Source organism: Methylosarcina fibrata AML-C10 (assembly GCF_000372865.1).
GTDB classification, from domain to species: domain Bacteria; phylum Pseudomonadota; class Gammaproteobacteria; order Methylococcales; family Methylomonadaceae; genus Methylosarcina; species Methylosarcina fibrata.
The window spans coordinates 4,209,681-4,230,301 of sequence record NZ_KB889965.1 but is presented as its reverse complement, the minus strand read 5'-3'; the positions used below and the strand labels follow the sequence as shown (position 1 = coordinate 4,230,301).

Below are 20,621 nucleotides of genomic sequence, written 5' to 3'. Positions count from 1 at the left end.
ATCTGTTATGTTGAGGCGCTCAACACAAAATCTTCAATTTGTCATTTTGCCTCTTTATCCATTTTGTATTCCTGATCTGAAATTATTGAGCCGGGCGCCGGATGTTTTTCTACATCACGGAAGCCAAATTATCGAGCGCCGTCTTCCAACTGTAAGCGGCGCCGATCAAGGGTTCGAACCGTTCCTGCCGGGATGGCAGCGGCTCGCTGGGGTCCGCTGGAAATTTCGCCTCAATGACGCCGGTAATGGTCAAAGCCCCATAATGGGCAATGCGCTGCATCACGTTGAATTTGTTTTGGGAGACGGGCATCACCGGAGGCGACGGCATGACTCCGTGGACCAGCACTCTGCCGATTTCCTGGATTAACAAAGAACCGTTCTCATCCAGAGCACCGCCCAACGGCCAAGTTCGCTGGAACGCGGGCGGACGGCCGAAACGCCCGGCCACCGTCTTATCGCGCAGCACCTGCACAGCGAAATCAAAGATCGCCTTGGTCTGAGCGTCGCCAATAATGACTACATTATTTTGATCATCGATGGGACGCAGATACGATTGAAGCGTGATGCCTTCATCAAGGAAAGCCTGAAGCAGTTGGCCTTCGCCTTGTGTGACCTGCCGCTCCGTATAGGCACGGGCTGTCTCTCTCAGTCTTGCGGCTTCCATTTTGAACTGCGCGCCTTCTGCGGGCACATTCATGCCGCTCCCTGCCGCGGCGCCGCTACTCGCTCCTGCCCCGGTTCCGCTTGCACCCGCCGGGAGGGTGCCCGTCTTGAGGTCCGGCCCCATGGTCATGCCGGCGCCGTCCGAGGAGCCCAGCAACGCTTCGAAAGTCATGACACGCTGCATGCGGCTGGGAAACTCAGGATCCGTTCCGCTTAGAAACCGGAAATTCTGCAGTATCTTGCTAATGTTTGCCGGAACCTCGCGGTATTGCCGCGGTCGGCATACAAAGTCCATCGCGATCAGTTGGACGAGTTCAATAATGTAATCGAGCGTCCAGCGCTCGTACATATTGGCTATGATGGGGATGTCGGGCTGGTTTACAGCTTCTTCTTTGACTGTCGCCATTGCGATTCTCCTGGGAAGGGAGAGACTAATTTCTAGTCTCGAACGTGATTCGACTTCGGCTTTCAAGGTTATAGCAGCCTCTACGGGCTAGCCTACCCATACAATTCTTGCTCCTCAGGGATCTGGAAATATTTTTATTTTTGACTTCCAAAATAATTCACAGACAAAGCGAACCTACTATAAATGATCTAAAAATTCAAGATGAAATTAAATTTATCGGGTTATTATCTTGACTTTATAAAGTTGGAAATAATATGCCATTCGGGTCTGCTCCCCTTTATGTAGACCTTTTAATTGACTCTTTTATTACTTGCTGCGCAGTCATTCCTCAAAAGTTTTAATCATTAACAAATATCAATCAGGCTGTTTATAATGACTTGCCCCTTCTACATCCTAATGAGACAAGACCATGCCCTACCTTAAGCTGAATACCAATATCTCGGTCGGCGACGACCAGACTCAGCCCCTATTGCGCCAATTGTCGCAATTGGTCGCCGACGGAACCAACAAGCCCGAGAGTTATGTCATGGTCGAACTGGCTGATAAAAAACCGTTGATTTTTGCCGGAACGGACGTTCCCTTGGCGTATCTGGAATGCAAGAGCATCGGCCTGTCCGGCCGGCAGGCGAAATCGCTGTCCGCCTCCTTGTGCCAATTATTGGATAAACAACTGGGCATACCACCCGAGCGTGTTTACATCGAATTCAGCAACTGCCCGGCCGAGTTTTGGGGCTGGAACGGCTCGACCTTTGGTTGAATGATTCTTCCCGGTTTTGACGATTCCGGAAAAGGTCGGCTTCGTTGAAAAAATCACCTGTCCCCACCAACCTGATTCTGGGCTTTCTCGGCGCCGGCAAGACCACCGCGATTCTCCAACTGCTGGAACAAAAGCCGGCCGGCCAGACCTGGGCGGTGCTGGTCAACGAATTCGGTGAAATCGGCATCGACGGAGCGATCTACGCATCCCGCCAAGCCATCGTGCGGGAACTGCCGGGCGGCTGTTTGTGCTGCGCGCTGGGTTTGCCGTTTCAGGTGACGGTCAACCGGATCCTGGCCGAGATCAAGCCGGACCGTCTGCTCATCGAACCGACCGGCCTGGGACACCCTAAAAAAATCCTGGAACAATTAACCGGCGGTTACTTTCGGCAGGCGCTCGACGTCAGGGCCAGCATTTGCCTGGTCGATCCCCGCAAGCTGAAAGAGGCCCGCTATACGAGCAACGAGAATTTCGTCGATCAAATCGCCCTGGCCGACGTTCTGGTCGCCAATAAAACGGATCTGGCCGATGCCGAAGCGATGGCCCTGTTTCACCAGCGGGTCAACAGCAGCCGCCCCGTCAAAACCGTAGCCGCGCAAACCTGCCGAGGCAAGATTTCCGCCGATTGGCTGGATCTGCAAAGACATCCGGAGCGGTCGGCGTTCTTTCCCGAAGCGCATGCGGACGCTCATCGGCAAAGTAAAGCCGAGATTTCGCACGATTCGGCAACCTCCGGGCCGAGGCCGGATTATCGCAGCGAAGGACGGATTTATCCGGCGGACTGCTTATTTTCATATGCCCGCTTGTACGATCTGCTGGCCCGGTATCCGGTCACCCGAATCAAAGCGGTCGTTGCCACCGACCGGGGCTGGTTTATCTTCAACGGCGCGGACGGTCTGCTCGAATGCCGGGAAATCCCGCCGGGACAGGAGAGCCGGATCGAATGGATGCTTGGCCAGGACGAAGCCGGTTTTCCGTGGACCGAAATCGATCGCTGCCTGCTGCCGCAAGATTCGTCAAGGCAATAAAAATAGCCTGAGACGATCGCCGGTAGTATGATTTTCCCATTGAAACGGTTTCATTTTCTGCGTACGGAGAGATTTTATGAACGATAAAGAACGGGTCGCCCAGCATGCGGCCAACCGGATCCAGAATGGCATGATCGTCGGCCTCGGCACCGGTTCGACGGCCAACTGCTTTATCGAAGCGCTGGCGCATCGCCACCGGGAGGAAGGTCTGGAGATCGAGGCCGTGGCCAGTTCGGTGGTCAGCTCGATCAAGGCGCGTCAGCACGGACTGCCGATACTGGCGCTGGAACAGCTCACGCGCCTGGACGTCTACGTCGACGGCGCCGATGAAGTCGCGCCCGATCTCACCTTGCTGAAAGGCCGCGGCCAGGATCTGGTGCGGGAAAAAATTCTGGCCCGAGCGAGCGCGTCGTTCTGGGTGCTGATCGATCCCGGCAAACGGGTGAACCGGATCGGCGAAAAATATCCGATTCCGGTGGAAGTCGTTCCCTTCGCCTGGCAACTGGTCAGGCAGAGCCTGGAAGCCATCGGCGGCAAGGCGGAACTCAGGCAGAACGCCGCGAAAGACGGCCTGATCGTCACCTCCCACGGCAGCCTGGTGCTGGATGCGGTGTTTCCGGAGAGCCTCGACAGCGCCACGCTCGACACGCTGCTGAACGGCATTCCCGGCATTGTCGAACACGGCATCTTCAGCCAGTTGGCCGACGTCGTCTTCTGCGCCGAAAACGGCCAGGTCGAGGAAAAACGGAAATAAGCAAGACTTTTTGCGAAAGCCTGCCGGCGGAACGTATTCGCTGCCCGGGCCTTCGGCGATCAGTATTGAAGTTGTCGCCGGTATAATTCGGCGAACCGGCCGGCGATGAGGCGCCAATCGTAAGCGGAAACGATCTTTTGGCCTTCCGCCGCCAATGAATCGCGCAATTTCCGGTCGTTCAATAAGTTTTCGATGGCGGCTTTCAGTTCGACCGGATCGTTGGGCCTAACCAGCAGCCCGGTCTTGCCGTGCTCCAGCACTTCGCCGATACCGCCGGTCCGGGTGCTGATAATGGCCGTTCCGCTGGCCAAAGCCTCCAGTAAAATCACGCCCTGCCCTTCGGTGTCCCCCGATGAATCGGTGATCGAAGGGGCGATGAAAACATCGGCCGCAGCATAATAATGCGGTAATTGCTCGTTGGGCAGCCGGCCGTGAAAATGAATCTTTGCCGTCAGCTTCAATTCACTCGCCAGCCTTTCCAGTGCCTCGCGTTCGACGCCGTCGCCGACAATCCACAGTTCCGTTCTGTCCCGAAGCCCCCCGTCCAGCATCGCATAGGCGTGGATCAGGTCGCGCACCCCTTTCTTTTCAACCAGACGGCCTACGAACAATATCACCGAAACCTCCGGCGATTTGGTAAAAACCGTCCCGGAATTGAACCGGCGGGAGTCGACTCCCATCGGAATGATTTCCGGTTTCGGCAGCCGGTCGCCGACGGCCTGGGCCGTGGCGGCGGTATTCGAAGTCCAGGTCGAGCAATTGTGTACGGTCCAGCGTTTGATTCCGGCCAGGGCTGATTGCTGTAACGAGAAAGCGTCTCCTCCGTGCACGGTGACGATGACGGGCACCTTCCATCTTCGGCCTAGCCAGGCGGCGATCCAGCCTTGAGGAAAGAGCCAATGCGCATGGATCAGATCCGGCTCGATCCGGCGAATCAGGCTCCGGGCCGACCAGAACTGACCCAGCAAAAAAAAGGGGATTTGTAAAAACAACCACGGCCGGGCCCGCAAATTCGGCAGAATGCCCGATCCGTAGGCAAGCAATTGCAGACGGCGGGGAAAAAAATAGCGGAAGCGGTAGTTTTTTATCAAGTCGTCGGGCAGAGGCCTTTCGACGGCGGAATCGTCGGGCGACAGAACATGCAGGTCAACGCCTTCCTCGAGAAGAAAATCAGCCAGCCGCCGCAAAAAAACGGCGGCGCTGTCATGCTCGAATCGGGGATAGCTCGAGGTTATCCACAAGACCTTGATTTTTTCCGAAGGCTTGTCCGTATCTAAAGCAGGCACCGCTTAATCTTCCGGATATCGGGGGACACGGTCATTCATCCGAAGGCGTGCCGCTATTGTGAGGATGTTCGACATTTTTATAATGCAGCGACGAGATCTGTTCGGAAAGGATGCCGATCAGAAAGATCAATAACGAAGACAGCAGCAGCAAGGCGCTCATGTTGGTAAAGCGGCCGCTGGTCATAAAGGTATAGCCGTAATAGGCCAGGCCGGTGATGAAAATCGAACCGCTGATCGGCAAAAACAACCGCATCGGCGAGAACAGCGTGCCGATGCGCAGAATGATGATGAAAAAACGGATGCCGTCCTTCAGCAACCGGATATGACTCTTGCCCTCCCGTTGCCCGGCATGGATCGGGACGTAGGCGACCGGGAAACCGGAACGGAAAAAAGCCATCGTGCACGTGGTCGGATAGGAAAATCCGTTGGGCAAAAGGTATAGAAACTTGCGGAATTTATCGGTTCTGACCGCGCGAAAGCCCGAGGTCAGGTCCTCGATTTTGTGGCCGGTCATGACGCTGGCCAGCCGGTTGTAAAAACCGTTGGCGACGCGCCGGGACCAGGAAGCATGGGTGCGCGGATTTCTTGCGCCGACCACCATGTCGTAGCCGTGTTCGAGCAAATCGAGCAGGACGGAAATATCCTCCGGATTATGTTGACCGTCCGAATCCATGAAAACCAGGACGTCTCCGGCGGCACGGCGAGCCCCTGTCTTGATGGCCGCGCCGTTGCCCTGGCTGTAGGGATGACTGACGACGTTAGCCCCTTCCTCGATTGCAACTTTTGCCGTTTCGTCGGTGGAACCGTCGTTGATCACCAGAATTTCGGCGGACGGAAACAGCCGTCTGATTTGGGGCAGCAGCAATTTAAGAGAAGAAGCCTCGTTTTTTGCGGGTAAAACAATGCTGAAGGTATCGTTTCGCATAAAGTCTACAGGTATGATTTGTAAATTGTCCGGACAGCCATCCTTCCGGAAAAATGAATGTGACCGCATAGGCTTCAAGACGGGCAACTTCCCTCTCCAGCCTTCGTTGGACGGCCTCCTGCGAGGGCTGGATCTTCCTGTTCAGGCTTAAGTATAGACTTTTTCCGCTGAACCTTTTTTACCGACTGCCCCTGACTGCCGGCTAGCCTGGATTAAGCGATGAAGTAACGGCTTGCTCCATCGAGTCATTGCAGGTTTCTTCCGGACACCGGGTCACTTCCACGGTAATATGCGACAATTTGCGGAAATTTTTTAATAAGGCCTTGTAATATTCCGGCGGTTGCGGATGATGAGTGACCAGCGAAATGATCACGGCGAAATGATTGGGCGCCACTCGCCAGACGTGCAGATCGGCAATCCGGTTATCGGCATCGCTTTCGATGGTTCTTACGATGGCTTTGCTGTAGTCGGCGTCGATGCTTTCATCGAGCAGGATGGGGCCGGTTTCTTTCACCAGGAGATAGGCCCAGCGGGTAATGATCAGCGCGCCTACCACGCCCATGACCGGATCGAGCCATTGCCATCCGTAATATTTTCCCAGTACCAAGGCCACAATGGCCAGCACCGAGGTCAGGGCGTCGGATATGACGTGCACGTAGGCCGCCTTCAGATTATGATCGTGATGGCCATGGCCGTGCCCGTGTTCATGATGATGGTGGTGATCATGGTCATGCCGGCTTTTGAGCAGCAAGGCGCTGATCAGATTGATGAACAATCCGAAGCCGGCGATCGCGATGGCTTCATTGAAATGAATGATCCTAGGATGCAGAAGGCGTTCCCCCGATTCGATCAGCATGATCAAAGCCACCACGCCGAGCGCCACCGAACTGGCAAAGGCCCCGAGCACGCCGACTTTTCCGGAGCTGAAAGCAAAGGTCTGATCGTGGGCATGAGCGCGGGAATAACGGTAGGCGAAAATCGTGATCATGAACGCCGCCACGTGGGTACCCATGTGCCAGCCGTCGGCCAGGAGCGCCATCGATCCGAGATAGATGCCGGCTCCGACTTCCAGCGCCATGGTGATAAAGGTCAGAATCAGCACCGCCCACGTCCGTTTTTCCGCCTTTTTATTGATGACGGCAAAATTGTGATCGTGCTGTAATAAGCTGATGGTTCGTGCATGCATGGTGAATACCGCGTAATAACCGAGTTAACTCTATTTCTTGCCGGAGAATTGTCTGCACGGAACCTGCCGATCAACCCCGGCAGGCCGGGATAAACCCCAACAAGCGGCCCGGACCTGGAACGAAAGAACCCGTCTCCGTCCAGGACGACGCCGCCCGGCAATTCCTTCCCGAATTCTCGAAGTGTCTTGCTGTAGGAGTCGGGAAAACCGGAAAATACTCAATTCGAATCGGGATTGTCGCTCACGACTTCGGCGGACTACCTTCTGCCGGACTTATTGGTTTTCAAGTCCGGCCTGACCGATGCAGCGACTTTTTCCTTTTCCAGACCGGCGAATTCGAACAGCAGATCCAGCTCCTTATCGTTCAACTCATAAAAGGAACGCGCCCGCAAGCGTTCCGGCAGAACCACGGGCCCGTAACGAACGCGCATCAGGCGGCTGACGGTCACCTGTTGCGATTCCCACAAGCGCCTCACCAGGCGGTTGCGCCCTTCGCCGACGGTGACGTAATACCATTTGTTGGCGCCTTCTCCCGCAAAAAACCGGACGTCGTCGAATTTCGCCCTGCCGTCTTCCAGCTCGACGCCCTGTCTGAGCCGTTCCAGCGTCGTTTCCGGAATCTCGCCCAGGACGCGCACGGCGTACTCGCGCTCGATCTGGGTGGAAGGATGCATCAGGCGATTGGCCAGTTCGCCGTTATTGGTGACCAGCAATAATCCGGAAGTATTGATGTCCAGCCGACCGACCGCGATCCAGCGGGCCGTGTCCAGTTTGGGCAACTGGCTGAATATCGTAGGGCGGCCTTCGGGATCGCGGCGGGTCACGACTTCGCCGACCGGCTTGTGATAGATCAGCACGCGGGTCGGCTGCCGAGCGAATTTCTGCCAGTGCACGACCCGGTCGTTGACCTGCAAATGGTCTCCCGGCCGTAACCTGGCGCCCAAACCGATCACCGCGCCGTTGATCCTTACCCGGCCTTCGGCGATCCAGCGTTCGATTTCCCGCCGGGAACCGAGGCCGCCGCGCGCCAGCACTTTCTGGATGCGCTCCCCGAGCGCCGGCGCTTCGTCGTCTCTATTTTTGGCCGTGTTTTTGATCTTTGGCTCACTCGACCGTTTCGGCGAGCTCTTCTCTTGTTTCCTGTTTTTCACTCTCTACCTGTAAGGGGGGCTGCGCGGAATCCAGCGACAAGTCGAGATCCTGAATCTCTTGCAAAGTCGGCAGTTCGTTGAGCGATTTGATGTTGAAATAGTCCAGAAATTGCTTGGTGGTGCCGTACAAGCCGGGGCGGCCCGGAACTTCCTTGTGCGCCACGACCCTGACCCATTCGCGGTCGAGCAGCGTCTGGATAATGCTGGAACTGACGCTGACGCCGCGGATATCCTCGATGTCGCCGCGGGTGACCGGCTGCCGGTAGGCGATGATGGCCAGCGTTTCCAGCAGGGCGCGGGAATATTTCGGCGGTTTTTCTTCGAACAGGCGCGAGACCCAGCGGGACAACTCCTGTTTGACCTGAAACCGGTAGCCGCTGCCTACCTGCTTCAATTCGATCGGACGCTGTTGGTATTCCTCGGCGATATCCTCGATCGCCGCCTGAATGACCGGCAGATCGGGCTGCTCTATTTCCGGGAACACCTGCTGAATCTCTTTGCAGGTCATAGGCCGATTGGCGGCAAATAAAATGGCTTCAACTATGCGTTTGATTTCCACGTCGACTTCAAGCAGTTCAGGTAGGCAAAACGGTGCGGGCGCTTCTAACGCACAACTCATCGAAGGGCTCGGGCTGGAGGATTTCGATGAGTCCTTCCTTGGCAAGCTCGAGAATGGCCAGAAACGAGACAACGACCCCGGGTCGGCCTTCCCTTCGAATGAATAGCTGCGAAAAAAGGAGACTATCCGTTCCTTTAAGGTTTTCCAGAATGGTTGACATTCGCTCACGGACTGATAAGGGTTCTTTGGTGATATGGTGATGGCTCAGTTGTTCCACTCGTTTGAGGACATCCTGAAACGCCAGCAAAAGTTCTTTTAACTGAACGTCCGGCAGCTTTTTCTCGACCGCCAGAGTCGACGTATCGACGCCGAAGGTAAAAATGTCCCGTTCGATCCGGGGCAGCCGATCCAGCTCTTCGGCAGCATTTTTGATGCATTCGTATTCCTGGAGCCTGCGGATCAGGGTCGCCCTCGGATCTTCCTCTTCTTCCTCGCCTTCGGGTTGACGGGGCAGCAGCATGCGCGACTTGATTTCCGCCAGCAACGCCGCCATCACCAGATATTCCGCCGCCAGCTCCATGTTGAGCTGGTTCATCATCCGGATATAGGCGATGTATTGATGAGTGATTTGCGCGATGGGGATGTTCACGATGTCCAGATTCTGTCTTCTGATCAAATACAGCAATAAGTCCAGCGGGCCCTCGAACAGCTCCAGAATGACTTCAAGCGCATCGGGCGGAATGTACAGATCGTCCGGCAACTGATTGATGGGGGTGCCGTTGACGACTGCGATCACCGGCATATCCGGCATGACCGTGAGTTCTTCAATCATCTATGCAATCAAAGCGAATCGTCTCGCAGAAACGGGGGCATGTTCACGAGCCGCCCCTTTATTAAATGCCGGCAATCGATAAAAAGAGCTTCTGCGCGACATACAAGGGATATTCCAGAATAACATTCAAAACTCTAGTATAGAGCAACAACAAGAGAATGATGAATCCGTAGCGTTCCAGCCGATTATACTGCCATGCCCAATAATGGGGCAAAAACCCGGTGACTATCCGGCTTCCGTCCAGCGGCGGAATCGGCAGAAGATTCACCAGCGCCAGCACCAGATTGATCGATATGCCCGCGATGCCGGCATAGATCAGCGGCAGCGAAATCGCTTCCACGGCGATAATCACGCCCAGGCGGGCCAATAAGGCCCAGCCGACGGCCATCAGCAAATTGGCGCCGGGACCGGCCAGGGCGACCCAAGCCATATCTTTGAGCGGTTTTTTAAAATTCCTGGCGTCGACCGGAACGGGTTTGGCCCAGCCGAAGATGAAACCGGTACCCGACAGTAACAACAAGCCGGGAAGAATGACGGTTCCCAGCCAGTCGATGTGCTTGAGCGGATTCAACGTCAACCGGCCCAACTGATAAGCGGTGTTGTCGCCGAATTTCCTGGCGACCCAGCCGTGCGCGACTTCGTGCACGGTAATCGCAAAAATGACTGGAAGTATCCATACCACGATCCGCTGCATCAGCGTCAATTCATTCATCATAATTCTGTCGTCTCGATCAATCTAACATGGGCGCCATACCAATACCCTGCCGGATGATTTCAGGGCCTTTATTGGTAAATTCAATTACGGTGGTCTCGGCAAACTCGATATTGCCGGCATCGATCACCAAATCCAGTTGATGCTCCAGCCTTTCCCGAATTTCGTAGGGATCGGACAGGCCGTCGGTCTCTCCGGGCAAAATCAAGCTGGTGCTCAACAAAGGCTCTTCGAGTTCTTTCACCAGCAGCATCGCCACGGCATGGTCCGGAATGCGCACGCCGATGGTTTTTTTCCTGAGATGCTGCAGCCGGCGCGGAACTTCCCGGGTGGCTTCGAGGATAAAAGTAAAAGGGCCGGGCGTCAGCGCCTTGATCATTCGATAAGCGTCATTGCCTATTTTGGTAAAGGTCGATACCTGCGCCAGATCCTTGCAGACCAGCGTAAAGTTGTGCTTGTCGTCCAATTGCCGGATCCGTCGAATCCGATCCATCGACTGCTTGTCGCCGATATGGCAACCGATGGCGTACGAAGAGTCGGTGGGATAGGCGACGACGCCGCCTTCCCGTACGATCTCCACGGTTCGGTGGATTAGCCGCAGTTGCGGATTATCGGGATGAATTGCAAAAAACTGAGCCATTTTATCGAAAAACCGGAGACAAAGAAGGACATTATACCGTATTAGCGCTCCGATTCTTTTTTTGCAACCTGGTCCCGCAAATAAACGGGCATCGCTTCCTCGACCGGCACGGCCAGCCCCCGTTCGAAGCCATGCGCTCCCAAGCGCGCGACCGCGCCCGCTCTCGGCAGATGATCGGCTTCGATACCGTCTAGACGGCCCGCCAGCCGTTTCGCCAGTTCTTCCCGGTAAACGCCCCAGCCGGTGCCGATGCCGACCCCGCGGAGGTCGGGAAACTCGATCTTATCCGCCGGAATGACCCGTTCCGGGCCTATTAACTCGGCATAACCCTTCTCGCCTCTCCGATAGACGCCCCAGTAAATTTCTCCCATTCGGGCATCCATCGCGGTAAACGCCACCTCGGCCGAGTTCCGGTCGAAGAACTCTTGCGCCAAGGCCGCCAGCGTGGAAACCGGAACGATCGGCAAGTCGGCGCCGAAGGCAATGCCCTGGATGATGCCGGTGGCAATGCGCACGCCGGTGAACGAACCGGGTCCCCGGCCGAAAGCCAGTCCGTCCAGATCGCGGGGCCTAAGCCCTGCCTCCGCCATCAAGCCGTCGATCATCGGCAAGACCAGGCGGGTATGGTCCCTTTGGGTGCGCTGATAACGTTCGATTACGGCGCAATCGATCCATAGCGCCGCCGAACAGGCTTCGGTTGCGGTTTCCACCGCCAGTAATTTCATTGAGCTCGTCCCAAATCGTATTATGATACTCTAACCCGCCCTTGAAAAGGGAGCATCAAACCGGCTAAAAAAGTTGTCCGGAATCCGGGAGGCAGGGCTAAGGACGCACCTCGGGCCAGCCAGGCCACATACAGAAAGGAAGAACGAAGATTAAATCGTTCCGGACCGGCGGTTATCGGGAGGGGCGGCTTTTTCGAGCTGCCGGCGAAATTCTTCCAGTTGGCGCAGTAATTCCTCGCTGAACGACTTGAGCTGATTTTCAAAGAGCGGTATTTGCCGTTCCAGCTCCTTATTAATGGTATCGCCGATCGTCCTGAGGCTTTTGAAAAGCGCTCCCAAAGGCAGCAAGGAAAGATTGTCCAGCGTGGCCTGATAATCGACTTGCCATTGCCGATTTTCTTTCAATAAAACCGTTTCGAAAGACAGCACCTTGTTTTCGGGCTTTTTCAGGGTAAGAATCGTGAAGACTCTTGCATTGCTGCCGTCCACGTCCACCGAACCCGTGTCGACCGAGCCGTTTTCCAGATTTTGCTGTTTTACGACGAGATTTCGAGTCTCCGGCGTTGTGTGTTTTCTCGCGGACTCCAGATCGCCCCGCACCATGGCTTCCCAGAACGAAGCGGTCACCTGCTCCGGCGGAGCCACGGTCTGACAGCCGGACAGCACCCACAATAAAACAAAAAGCCCGGCGGTCGAGACCGGGCTTGTCTTAGTCGGCTTGAAAGAAACGGCCGAAATCGACGGCTTACTCGTCACCGCCGAATACTCCGAACAGTTGCAGCAAGCTCAGAAACAAATTGTAAACCGACACGTACAGCGACACGGTCGCCAGAATGTAATTGGTTTCACCACCGTGCACGATTTCGCTGGTCTGAAACAGGATCATGCCGGACATCAGCAAAATGAACATCGCCGATACCGCCAGCGACAGAGCGGGCAGCGTGAAGAAAATCGCGCCGAGCCCGGCCAGAAAGGCCACCAGGACGCCGACCATCAGAAAACCGCCCATGAAGCTGAAATCTTTCCGTGTCGTCAGAGCATAGCCGGAAAGGCCCAGAAAGATCACGCCGGTACCGCCCAGCGCCATCATGATCAACTCGTGGCCGTTGCTGAAAACCTTGAGATACATGTTCAGGATCGGACCGAGAGTCAAGCCCATGAATCCGGTCAACGCAAACACCCAAAGCAGTCCCCAGGCGCTGTTGCTGAATTTGGTGGTCAGGAAAAGCAGACCGAAATAACCCACCAGAGTGAGGATCACGCCGGGATGGGGCAAATTCAGAACCATCGCCAAACCTGCGGTCAGCGCGCTAAAAAGCAACGTCATGGACAACAGCAGATAGGTGTTTTTCAGCATTTTGTTGGTCGTCAGGATGCCGACTTCCGGACGAGAGATAGAAGTATACGTTTTCATTTTATTTGGAGTCCTTAAAAAATAATCAACAAAGAAAGTGGTTAAATCTTACAAGAGTTGCCTGCAATTTGTAAAAATATTGAGAACGAGATCAATCGAATCGACCGGTCGAAAATCTAAAAATCTCAAACTAAGACCGATACGTTCGAAAAATGTTCACCGAAAGCGGTCCGCAAGCTTTCCGAAAGAGCGTCCGAAGGGAAAAGCTCAAGCCGCTTCGTTGGCATCGACGACGCACAAGGCCGCCATGTTCACGATCCGGCGCACCGTAGCCGCCGGCGTCAGGATATGCACCGGGCGGGCGCAGCCGAGCAGCACCGGCCCGATCGCAACGCCGCTGCCGGAGGCGACTTTGAGCAGATTATAGGCGATATTGGCGGCGTCGATGTTGGGAAACACCAACAGATTGGCGCTGCCTTTCAGCCTCGAATCCGGCATCATCTCCTTCAACAGTTCGTAATCCAGCGCGGTATCGCCGTGTATTTCCCCTTCCACTTCCAGATCCGGCGCCCTTTGCCGGATCATCGCCAGGGCTTCCCGCATCTTTTTCGCCGACTCGCTGTTGCTGGTGCCGAAGTTGGAATGAGACAGGAGGGCGGCGCGCGGCACCAGTCCGAAGCGGCGCATCTGTTCCGCGGCCAGCAGCGTAATCTCGGCCAGTTGTTCCGCGGTCGGATGGTGATTGACGTGCGTGTCGACCAGAACCAACTGGCGGTCGGGCAACACGAGCCCGTTCATCGCCGCGTACACCGTGGCTCCCGGACGCTTGCCCAGCACTTGATCGATGTAATTGAGATGCATGTCGGTCGTGCCGAACGTACCGCAGATCATGCCGTCGGCATAGCCTTTGTGCATCAGCATCGCGCCGATCAGAGTATTGCGCCGGCGCATTTCCAGCTTGGCGTACTGCTCGGTGACGCCTTTGCGGACGGTCATCGCCAGATAAGTCGTCCAGAAATCGCGGTAGCGTTCGTCGAACTCCGGATTCACCACCTGGACGTCGGCGCCGGGCCGGAGCCGCAGGCCGTATTTTTCGATCCGGTACTGCAGGACCGCAGGCCGGCCGATCAGAATGGGGCAGGCGATTTTCTCATCGACCAGAATCTGGGCCGCGCGCAGCACCTTTTTTTCTTCCCCCTCGGCAAACACGATGCGTTTTTTCGCCTCGGGCGCGCTCTTGGCGAGCCGGAACACCGGTTTCATGAAAGGACCGCTGAGATACACGAATTGCTGCAAGCGCTCGATGTAAGCCGGCATGTCCTGAATCGGCCGGGCGGCGACGCCGGACGCTTCCGCGGCCAGGGCGATGGCGGGAGCGATTTTGGTCATCAGACGCGGATCGAAAGGTTTGGGGATCAGATAATCGGGGCCGAAAGACAGGTTGTCGATGCCGTAAATGCTGGCGACGACATCGGATTGCTCGGCCTCAGCCAGTTCGGCGATCGCATGGACCGCGGCAATTTCCATCGCCCGCGTGATGGTCGTGGCGCCGCAGTCCAGGGCGCCCCGAAAAATATACGGAAAGCACAGCGCATTATTGACCTGGTTCGGATAATCGGAGCGTCCGGTCGCTATGATCGCGTCGTCGCGCACCGCTTTCACTTCTTCGGGTAAAATTTCGGGGGTCGGATTGGCCAGGGCCAGCACCAGCGGCCGCGGCGCCATGGTTTTGACCATCTCCGGCTTCAATACGCCGCCTGCCGACAAGCCCAAAAAAATGTCCGCGCCGTGCATCACTTCGGCCAGCGTTCTGGCCGTGGTCTCACGGGCAAAACGCGCCTTATTGGCGTCCACCGATTCGGTCCGGCCTTGATAGACGACGCCCAGGTGATCGGTCACGATCATGTTTTCGATCGGAAAGCCCAGTTCGACGATCAAATCGAGGCAGGCCAGGGCCGCGGCGCCCGCGCCGGACACGACCAGCTTGCATTGTTTGATGTCTTTGCCGACAATCTTCAGCCCGTTCAAAATAGCGGCGCCGACAATAATCGCGGTGCCGTGCTGATCGTCGTGAAACACCGGGATGTTCATGCGCTCGCGCAATCGGCGCTCGATGTAAAAACATTCCGGCGCCTTGATGTCTTCCAGATTGATCCCGCCGAAAGTCGGCTCCAGAGCGGCGATGACGTCGCACAGCTTGTCCGGGTCCGGCTCGTTGATTTCGATGTCGAAGACGTCGATACCGGCGAATTTCTTGAACAACACCCCCTTGCCTTCCATCACCGGCTTGGCCGCCAGAGGGCCGATGTTGCCGAGGCCCAGCACCGCGGTTCCGTTGCTGATGACGGCGACCAAATTGCCGCGCGCAGTGTATTTGAAAACGTTGGCCGAATCCGCGGCGATTTCCTCGGAGGCCGCCGCGACGCCCGGCGAATAAGCCAGAGAAAGGTCGCGCTGGTTGGCCAACGGCTTGGTCGAGTTCACGCTGATTTTGCCGGGCACAGGAAACGCATGGTATTCCAGCGCGGCTTCACGCAACTGTTTACGGAGAAGATCCTTGGAATCTGAAGAAGTCATGCTCTGATACCGTCCTTTCGTTACGTTCGGGAACGTCCCGATTGTAGCAGAGAAACTTCTTTAACTTTTAATGTTTATGGAACTTTGGCGGGCTATAAAAAAATCCCGTCCGGAATGGCAAAAGCAGGAGTCAACAGGAAAAAAACAGCACAGAACCGGCACAAGGACATGTCGTTCCGATCCTTTTCATGGAACGACATGCTTTAGCCCAATGAATCAAGCTCACTTTAACGGTAGATTACTTAATAGCCGGTCATGGAAAACCATTTGTCTTCCGAACCTGCCAGCACCATGACGATCGGCGCGACGCAGGGTCTGGGCAACTCTATTTGCGCGACAATGTCGGAGTTGCCTTTCACGGTGGCCGGAAATCCTTCCGTAACGACGTTCTGCTCGACCACGGCGCCGCTTTCTTCGGTCAGACAACTGACCAGCGCGCGAAATTGCGTCTCGTCATTGGTGCCCCTCAGATTTTCCGGAACGCTGGGATCGTCCGGAAAAACCAAGCCGCGAATCCGGATAATCAAGCGTCCGTCGGAAAAAAGCTTGCCCTTGGCCGATTTCAGGATCCAGGGGAGCTCGTCGCCGTTCACGCCCCGGACCGGATTGGTTTCTCCTAGAAAAGAGCCGGCCACCCCATACATGGTTTTGAAGCTGAGAACCAGCTTCTTGCCCGGCCGGGAATAATCCGTCCCGTAATCCTGCGCCGAGAGTGCCAACGGCGCCGAAATAAAGCAGAAAAACAGCACTAATTTGATCATGCGATTCATAACCCCTCCTCGACAATTGCCTTGTAAAAATTCAATCAGAGACGTGCAGGCCGGATGAACCTACAAATTAGCGATTGAACTACAAGAAAAAAAGTTCCCGCTTTTTTCCGAACGTCTCGTTTAAAAACGAAGGCGAGTTAAACAACCCCACAGCGGTACGAAAATGCCATCGAATTCAGTAAAAGAACGCTATAATCGAAAACACGGTTTCATTAACGGCCGGCTTTCAACTTCTGTCAAAACATGCGTTGGGTTATTATCGATAAAATACTGGGAAATCGGGAAGTCAAGCTCAGGAATTGGCCGACCTTCAGGTTCCTGGCTTTGACGGCGGCGGCCGCCGCGTTCCTGGCCTTTTTCATTAAAGTAGCCGAGGAAGTGGTCGAAGGCGATACCCATGCCGTCGACCGATGGCTGCTGATGCTGCTTCGGGACGCCGGGGACGCCACCGATCCGCTCGGCCCCGTCTGGTTCGAAGATTTTGTGCGCGATATTACCGCTCTCGGCAGTCCCGCCGTGCTGGGGCTTTTTATTCTGATTACGGTCTTCTTTCTGTTCCTGGCAGGACAAAAACGCCTGTCGTGGTTCGTGCTGGCGGCCACCGTGAGCGGAACCCTGGCCGTGACGATTTTAAAAGAAGGTTTCGACCGCCCTCGTCCGGATCTCGGTCCCGGCGGAATCTATGTCTATACGGCCAGTTTTCCAAGCGGCCACGCCATGGTCTCGGCCGTGGTCTATTTAACGCTGGGCGCGCTGATTGCCGGGGTGGTTCCCGGGGTCAGACTGAAGCTTTACGTGATCGCGGTCGCGCTCCTGCTGAGCGGACTGGTCGGCTTGAGCCGGGTCTATCTCGGCGTCCACTGGCCGAGCGACGTGCTGGCCGGGTGGGCGGCCGGAGCCGCCTGGGCGCTGGCGGGCGGCGCCATGGCTCACTGCCTTCTGCCGGGCAATAAGGATACTCAATGAAAGGACAACCTTTTTCAAAAAGATTGACTTTCGCTCTGCGGGGGCTTTCTCTGGCTTTCCGCCGGGAACGCAGCTTGCGTTTTCAAACGCTCGCCGGTACGGCCGTGTTGCTGGTTCTGTCGATTACCCGGCCTGCGCCGCTTTGGTGGGCTGTCGGCGCTTTGACGATAGGCCTGGTGATGATGGCCGAGTTAATGAACGCGGCCTTGGAAACGCTGGCCGACCGCCTGCACCCGGAGCGGCATCCGGAAATCGGCGCGGCCAAGGATATGGCCGCCGGCGCCGTACTGGCGGCGTCGGTGACGGCGGTACTGGTGGCGATTGCATTTATTTTCCGCTGACATTGCGGATTCCACCGAACTCGGCCTCAAAATCAACCGGCCGGGCTTTTGCGCATCGGCCGGCGGCCGCGGCGACGGCCTCTCTTATTCTGACCGTCGATTCCGGATCCAGTCGTGCGGTCCTTGCACTGCCCACGCACAATGCTCCCCTGAAACCCAGATAATCGGGCCGAAGGGCGGTTAACTCCGGTATGTCCGCCAGCCGCAGGGATCCCGCCAGCCCGCACAGCAAGCGCCGGGACCTGGCCAGACCGACGAACTGCCCGATCGTTTCCGGACGCATGACTTCCGTCAAAGAGCCTTTGCTTTTATCCATCGTGTCCAGCATGACGCCGGTAAAGCCGGAGGATTTAAGCAAATCGATCAACGCAAAGTCCGGCTCGGTGTCGGCAAAGAGCACTCCGATCAACGCCGGCTGCCGTCCGGTCAACACCGAGAGCTTGTGCGCGGTTCCCTCCGGGTCGCCGCCGGGGAAAAAGCCGATTTTGATGTAATCGACGCCGGTTTCCTGCATGGCCTTGACCGCAGCGAACACCGGATCGGGCCGCACCGGCAAATCGCCGATCGTCGCGCTGACCGGTCTCCGTCCGTTGCAATAGTCGCAAATCCGCCTGATCGCGTCCCGGTCCAAAGCGCCCAACGCGCCCGAGGCCGGCTGCTTGAGATCGATGATGTCGACCTGGGCGGACAACGCCATGATCGTTTCTTCCAGGCTTTGCACACTCGCCAGCATGCCGGTCATGCGCTTCTCCCGGTCTTGAAACGATCGATCGCCGCCATCAGCCAGCCCCAGGCCTCCGTTTCCCGGTCCCCGGCGGTTTTTTCCAGGCCGATCCGCAAATAGGCTATTTCGGCTTCGATTTTCTCCATGGGCAGCCGGCCCAGACGGCTGACCAGGATCGCCGCTTCCAGCACCGAATACTGAGCCCGGTTAAATCCTCTAAAAGGGGCATGATTGACCTCATGGACGGTTTTCACGAACAGTTTCGGCCGAACGGAATCTTCTTCGATCCGGACGATTTCCACTTCGGAGTGCGCCAAGGCGCCTGCCAATACCTGTCCCTTGATTTTTTCGGCGCAATTAAGAGGCCAGTCTCGGCGTCCGGTCAAACAGCCTGCAAATACTCGAACGTCGTCGCAATAATTGATCACCGCAACCCGGGTTTCCAGCAGATTGTCCAGCGTCGTGGACGGGCGAAACGGCAGTATGACAAGCTCGCCTCCGTTCGCATGGATGCCCATCGGCGCAATATGAGCCTCGCCCGAGAGGTTCCGGGTAGTTACAATGGTTTCTTGAATCATATAAGAACAAAATTAAAAAATTCTTCCCGACGGGAAAAACCGGAGACTTTCCGGAAATACAGGGCCATGCTCCAATCCAACCGAAGCCACTTTCCGGAGGCCTCATGCTTCGGAAGCATAGCCTCTGTAACCGCCGAGCCTAGGCTTGACGTCGGCCAGCACTTTCCTTAGCAACTCGGCCTCTCCTGTGTGATAAGAAAAACCGTCCGCCTCCCGGCGCAGCCAGGTAAACTGGCGCTTGGCCAGTTGCCGTGTGGCGGCAATGCCTTTTTCGATCATGGTCTTATAATCGTACTCGCCTTGCAGGTACGCCCATACCTGCCGGTAGCCGACCGCCCGGATCGAAGGCAGTTTGTCGGTCAAATCGCCCCGGCGGTAAAGCGCTTCGACTTCCTCTACCAAGCCTTGCTCCAGCATGCGCAGGAAACGCTGAGCGATGATTTCGTGCAACCGCACCCGATCCATTGGCGCAATCATCAGCCGGATGATTCGATAAGGTATGGCCGGCGTCCCGGGCCTCTGAAAAAAGGACGTCAAGGACCTGCCGCTGATTTCATAAACTTCGAGCGCTCTCTGAATCCGTTGAGGATCATTGGGATGAATTCTTGCCGCCGATTCCAGATCGATTTCGGACAAGCGCCGGTACAGGGCCTCTTTACCCTCTTTTTCCAGCTCCCGGTCCAGTCTGGCCCGCACTTCGGGATCCGCATCGGGCAATTCGGCCAGACCGTGAGTTAACGCATTAAAATACAGCATCGTCCCCCCCGCCAGAATCGGGATTTTCTTACGCCTGCCGATTTCCGCCATCAATGCCAGAGCCTGCGTTCTGAACCGGCCGGTCGAATAAGGTTCGGCCGGATCGAGAATATCGATCAGATGATGCGGAATGCCTCCCCGCTCTTCATTCGAAGGTTTGGCTGTGCCGATGTCCATGCCTTTATAGACCAGCGCCGAATCGACGCTGATGATTTCCCCGCCAATAGCCTGAGCCAACTGAACGGCCAGCGCGGTCTTGCCCGAAGCGGTAGGCCCCATTAAGAAAATGGCCGGGGGAAGTGAAGATGGTTTCATAAAAGTCAGAATGTCGTCCCGAGGTCTTTATTTCTTTCAGTGAAGATGGATGGCCGGACGAATTAACCGGAAACGAACGGTCGCGCCGGGCTTCGGAAAAAAAATGACCGGCATACTCGGAAAGAACAGACCGATTCATCTTTAAGTGCCGTAAATATCCGTTATTTTGACATTTTCGCTCATGAGCAACAAGAGCAAAAAAGTTTGGTTCGACGATGTCAGGACCCAGGAACCCATCCATAAATTATTTCCTTACAAAAATTATGATATCTAGCTTACAAAGTTATCTGTAATTTGCTTCCTGCCGCCTTTATTGTTGAGTTTGAGCTATGGCAAAACGATTTATTTTAAGAAAATCGACAGCCATTGGAACGATCAAACGCGTTAATCAATAAGACTTTTTCTTTTCCGTAATCCAGGTTTATCGATTTTTAATCGATAAAAATGATCTTTCCAATATAAAATATTAAATCTGAACTATTCTTCATTTCAGGCAAGCAGAACGTAAAATACACAATAACCTTATAATTTAAAGTATTTTTTTATTCATGCTTACCTGAATGCGAGGTACACCGAATTGTTCTGAAAAATGAAAAGTTAATGTACTCGTCATTCA

Annotated in this window: 22 protein-coding genes; 5 read left to right on the top strand and 17 right to left on the bottom strand. The window is 55.6% G+C overall.

All coding sequences use genetic code 11. The annotated features are described in order from the left end of the window. Nucleotides 1-109: 109 nt before the first annotated feature. Nucleotides 110-1,069: a hypothetical protein gene (locus tag A3OW_RS0119845; protein ID WP_020565207.1), complete on the bottom strand. Its 960-nt coding sequence runs from the start codon at nucleotides 1,067-1,069 to the stop codon at nucleotides 110-112. A 409-nt stretch (nucleotides 1,070-1,478) separates the two neighbouring features. Here A3OW_RS0119845 and A3OW_RS0119840 point away from each other — a divergent pair, with 409 nt between their 5' ends. The 3 genes from A3OW_RS0119840 (at nucleotide 1,479) to rpiA (ending at nucleotide 3,608) form a co-directional block, all read left to right on the top strand. Further along, nucleotides 1,479-1,826, top strand: coding sequence for a phenylpyruvate tautomerase MIF-related protein (locus A3OW_RS0119840; RefSeq protein WP_020565206.1), 348 nt, complete (start codon nucleotides 1,479-1,481; stop codon nucleotides 1,824-1,826). Between the two features lie 44 nt (nucleotides 1,827-1,870). Then, nucleotides 1,871-2,854, top strand: coding sequence for a CobW family GTP-binding protein (locus A3OW_RS0119835; protein ID WP_020565205.1), 984 nt, complete (start codon nucleotides 1,871-1,873; stop codon nucleotides 2,852-2,854). Nucleotides 2,855-2,930: 76 nt separating this feature from the next. After that, entirely contained in the window at nucleotides 2,931-3,608 is a 678-nt protein-coding gene (rpiA, locus tag A3OW_RS0119830) for a ribose-5-phosphate isomerase RpiA (protein ID WP_020565204.1), read from the top strand. A gap of 59 nt (nucleotides 3,609-3,667) precedes the next feature. On the opposite strand, the gene A3OW_RS0119825 is transcribed toward rpiA, so the two are convergent. From A3OW_RS0119825 to A3OW_RS0119765, 13 genes are all read right to left on the bottom strand, one after another. After that, a complete protein-coding gene (locus A3OW_RS0119825; RefSeq protein ID WP_020565203.1) occupies nucleotides 3,668-4,894 on the bottom strand; it encodes a glycosyltransferase in 1,227 nt (408 codons plus the stop codon). A 31-nt stretch (nucleotides 4,895-4,925) separates the two neighbouring features. Next, nucleotides 4,926-5,819 carry a glycosyltransferase family 2 protein gene (locus A3OW_RS25525; RefSeq protein WP_020565202.1) on the bottom strand — a complete coding sequence of 298 codons (894 nt, stop codon included), beginning with the start codon at nucleotides 5,817-5,819 and terminating at the stop codon, nucleotides 4,926-4,928. Between the two features lie 202 nt (nucleotides 5,820-6,021). Beyond that, entirely contained in the window at nucleotides 6,022-7,005 is a 984-nt protein-coding gene (gene dmeF / locus A3OW_RS25520) for a CDF family Co(II)/Ni(II) efflux transporter DmeF (RefSeq protein WP_020565201.1), read from the bottom strand. 257 nt (nucleotides 7,006-7,262) lie between these two features. Continuing rightward, the gene (gene rluB, locus A3OW_RS0119810) at nucleotides 7,263-8,156 is read right to left on the bottom strand and encodes a 23S rRNA pseudouridine(2605) synthase RluB (protein WP_020565200.1); all 894 of its coding nucleotides are present in this window, start codon (nucleotides 8,154-8,156) and stop codon (nucleotides 7,263-7,265) included. Further along, entirely contained in the window at nucleotides 8,110-8,715 is a 606-nt protein-coding gene (scpB, locus tag A3OW_RS0119805; protein WP_020565199.1) for an SMC-Scp complex subunit ScpB, read from the bottom strand. The genes rluB and scpB overlap by 47 nt, the downstream gene beginning before the upstream one ends. 16 nt (nucleotides 8,716-8,731) lie before the next feature. Further along, a complete protein-coding gene (locus A3OW_RS0119800) occupies nucleotides 8,732-9,547 on the bottom strand; it encodes a segregation and condensation protein A (protein WP_020565198.1) in 816 nt (271 codons plus the stop codon). Between the two features lie 61 nt (nucleotides 9,548-9,608). After that, complete coding sequence (locus tag A3OW_RS0119795; protein WP_020565197.1) at nucleotides 9,609-10,262, bottom strand: site-2 protease family protein; 654 nt, start codon at nucleotides 10,260-10,262, stop codon at nucleotides 9,609-9,611. 16 nt (nucleotides 10,263-10,278) lie between these two features. Further along, nucleotides 10,279-10,899 (bottom strand): L-threonylcarbamoyladenylate synthase, encoded by a 621-nt coding sequence (locus A3OW_RS0119790; RefSeq protein ID WP_020565196.1) that lies wholly within the window; start codon nucleotides 10,897-10,899, stop codon nucleotides 10,279-10,281. A 41-nt stretch (nucleotides 10,900-10,940) separates the two neighbouring features. Next, on the bottom strand, nucleotides 10,941-11,624 hold the full coding sequence (gene tsaB, locus A3OW_RS0119785; protein ID WP_020565195.1) for a tRNA (adenosine(37)-N6)-threonylcarbamoyltransferase complex dimerization subunit type 1 TsaB: 684 nt from the start codon (nucleotides 11,622-11,624) through the stop codon (nucleotides 10,941-10,943). Nucleotides 11,625-11,774: 150 nt separating this feature from the next. Then, nucleotides 11,775-12,380: a hypothetical protein gene (locus A3OW_RS0119780; protein WP_020565194.1), complete on the bottom strand. Its 606-nt coding sequence runs from the start codon at nucleotides 12,378-12,380 to the stop codon at nucleotides 11,775-11,777. Continuing rightward, nucleotides 12,370-13,038, bottom strand: a complete 669-nt coding sequence (locus A3OW_RS0119775; protein WP_020565193.1) for a Bax inhibitor-1/YccA family protein — start codon at nucleotides 13,036-13,038, stop codon at nucleotides 12,370-12,372. Before A3OW_RS0119775 ends, A3OW_RS0119780 begins: the two co-directional genes overlap by 11 nt. A 207-nt stretch (nucleotides 13,039-13,245) precedes the next feature. Further along, nucleotides 13,246-15,555, bottom strand: coding sequence for an NADP-dependent malic enzyme (locus A3OW_RS0119770; RefSeq protein WP_020565192.1), 2,310 nt, complete (start codon nucleotides 15,553-15,555; stop codon nucleotides 13,246-13,248). A gap of 242 nt (nucleotides 15,556-15,797) precedes the next feature. Next, nucleotides 15,798-16,325: a hypothetical protein gene (locus A3OW_RS0119765; protein ID WP_020565191.1), complete on the bottom strand. Its 528-nt coding sequence runs from the start codon at nucleotides 16,323-16,325 to the stop codon at nucleotides 15,798-15,800. Between the two features lie 243 nt (nucleotides 16,326-16,568). On the opposite strand from A3OW_RS0119765, the gene A3OW_RS0119760 reads away from it, so the two are divergent. Beyond that, nucleotides 16,569-17,291 (top strand): phosphatase PAP2 family protein, encoded by a 723-nt coding sequence (locus A3OW_RS0119760; protein WP_020565190.1) that lies wholly within the window; start codon nucleotides 16,569-16,571, stop codon nucleotides 17,289-17,291. Then, complete coding sequence (locus A3OW_RS0119755) at nucleotides 17,288-17,632, top strand: diacylglycerol kinase (RefSeq protein ID WP_020565189.1); 345 nt, start codon at nucleotides 17,288-17,290, stop codon at nucleotides 17,630-17,632. Before A3OW_RS0119760 ends, A3OW_RS0119755 begins: the two co-directional genes overlap by 4 nt. Here the strand turns inward: A3OW_RS0119755 and A3OW_RS0119750 are convergent. The 3 genes from A3OW_RS0119750 to miaA all read right to left on the bottom strand — a co-directional run bounded on the left by A3OW_RS0119750 (nucleotide 17,619) and on the right by miaA (nucleotide 20,005). Continuing rightward, the gene (locus A3OW_RS0119750) at nucleotides 17,619-18,374 is read right to left on the bottom strand and encodes a (5-formylfuran-3-yl)methyl phosphate synthase (RefSeq protein WP_020565188.1); all 756 of its coding nucleotides are present in this window, start codon (nucleotides 18,372-18,374) and stop codon (nucleotides 17,619-17,621) included. The genes A3OW_RS0119755 and A3OW_RS0119750 overlap by 14 nt on opposite strands. Continuing rightward, nucleotides 18,371-18,934 carry a DUF447 domain-containing protein gene (locus A3OW_RS0119745; protein WP_026223750.1) on the bottom strand — a complete coding sequence of 188 codons (564 nt, stop codon included), beginning with the start codon at nucleotides 18,932-18,934 and terminating at the stop codon, nucleotides 18,371-18,373. Before A3OW_RS0119745 ends, A3OW_RS0119750 begins: the two co-directional genes overlap by 4 nt. Before the next feature lie 102 nt (nucleotides 18,935-19,036). Next, on the bottom strand, nucleotides 19,037-20,005 hold the full coding sequence (gene miaA / locus A3OW_RS25515) for a tRNA (adenosine(37)-N6)-dimethylallyltransferase MiaA (RefSeq protein WP_033411814.1): 969 nt from the start codon (nucleotides 20,003-20,005) through the stop codon (nucleotides 19,037-19,039). Between the last annotated feature and the right edge of the window lie 616 nt (nucleotides 20,006-20,621).

Coding starts and splice junctions, on each gene's coding strand:
- A3OW_RS0119845 (WP_020565207.1), bottom strand. CDS start 1,069: ATGGCGACAGTCAAAGAAGAAGCTGTAAACCAGCCCGACATCCCCATC.
- A3OW_RS0119840 (WP_020565206.1), top strand. CDS start 1,479: ATGCCCTACCTTAAGCTGAATACCAATATCTCGGTCGGCGACGACCAG.
- rpiA (WP_020565204.1), top strand. CDS start 2,931: ATGAACGATAAAGAACGGGTCGCCCAGCATGCGGCCAACCGGATCCAG.
- A3OW_RS25525 (WP_020565202.1), bottom strand. CDS start 5,819: ATGCGAAACGATACCTTCAGCATTGTTTTACCCGCAAAAAACGAGGCT.
- dmeF (WP_020565201.1), bottom strand. CDS start 7,005: ATGCATGCACGAACCATCAGCTTATTACAGCACGATCACAATTTTGCC.
- A3OW_RS0119800 (WP_020565198.1), bottom strand. CDS start 9,547: ATGATTGAAGAACTCACGGTCATGCCGGATATGCCGGTGATCGCAGTC.
- A3OW_RS0119795 (WP_020565197.1), bottom strand. CDS start 10,262: ATGATGAATGAATTGACGCTGATGCAGCGGATCGTGGTATGGATACTT.
- A3OW_RS0119790 (WP_020565196.1), bottom strand. CDS start 10,899: ATGGCTCAGTTTTTTGCAATTCATCCCGATAATCCGCAACTGCGGCTA.
- tsaB (WP_020565195.1), bottom strand. CDS start 11,624: ATGAAATTACTGGCGGTGGAAACCGCAACCGAAGCCTGTTCGGCGGCG.
- A3OW_RS0119775 (WP_020565193.1), bottom strand. CDS start 13,038: ATGAAAACGTATACTTCTATCTCTCGTCCGGAAGTCGGCATCCTGACG.
- A3OW_RS0119770 (WP_020565192.1), bottom strand. CDS start 15,555: ATGACTTCTTCAGATTCCAAGGATCTTCTCCGTAAACAGTTGCGTGAA.
- A3OW_RS0119765 (WP_020565191.1), bottom strand. CDS start 16,325: ATGAATCGCATGATCAAATTAGTGCTGTTTTTCTGCTTTATTTCGGCG.
- A3OW_RS0119760 (WP_020565190.1), top strand. CDS start 16,569: ATGCGTTGGGTTATTATCGATAAAATACTGGGAAATCGGGAAGTCAAG.
- A3OW_RS0119755 (WP_020565189.1), top strand. CDS start 17,288: ATGAAAGGACAACCTTTTTCAAAAAGATTGACTTTCGCTCTGCGGGGG.
- A3OW_RS0119750 (WP_020565188.1), bottom strand. CDS start 18,374: ATGACCGGCATGCTGGCGAGTGTGCAAAGCCTGGAAGAAACGATCATG.
- A3OW_RS0119745 (WP_026223750.1), bottom strand. CDS start 18,934: ATGATTCAAGAAACCATTGTAACTACCCGGAACCTCTCGGGCGAGGCT.
- miaA (WP_033411814.1), bottom strand. CDS start 20,005: ATGAAACCATCTTCACTTCCCCCGGCCATTTTCTTAATGGGGCCTACC.